Below are 452 nucleotides of genomic sequence, written 5' to 3'. Positions count from 1 at the left end.
GCCCTTTTGCGAATAAATTCCAGTAACGCCGCAACCGCCTCGTCGCATAATATCACATAACGCTGTTTACCCCCCTTCCCTGTAATTTACGCCTCGTCAAGATCGCCGGAGATATTCGCCATGGAAAGCGACACCTCTTCCGATATTCGCAAACCGCCCGAATACATCGCCATAATAAGCGCCTTATCCCTTTCCGGCCAGAGAATACCCGTAGCCTCGGGAAGCGCGGCAAAATCAGACATTTCATCTTCCCATAGGACATCCGGCAGCCTTACCGGAGTTTTAATGTTACGCAATGAAGAGCAGGGGTTATCTAGTCTTTTATCAAAACGCGTCATCCAGCGGTAAAAACCGCGAAATGTAGACAGACAGGGGTTAGCGCTTGTCGCTGACATTTTTTCAGCCGTCACTTCAGCAGTAAGAAGCTGCACCACATCAGACGACGTTTCTTG

General features: G+C 49.6%; 1 protein-coding gene. It reads right to left on the bottom strand.

Annotated elements, in window-relative coordinates; all coding sequences use genetic code 11:
• Positions 1-86: 86 nt before the first annotated feature.
• Positions 87-452 (bottom strand): site-specific integrase (locus tag ACYVRA_RS08880; RefSeq protein WP_461252351.1); only part of this gene is annotated, 366 nt, incomplete at its 5' end.

The organism is Treponema sp. R8-4-B8 (genome assembly GCF_054786175.1).
The sequence above is the reverse complement of the archived record's forward strand: the minus strand, read 5'-3'. Positions and strand labels throughout refer to the sequence as shown.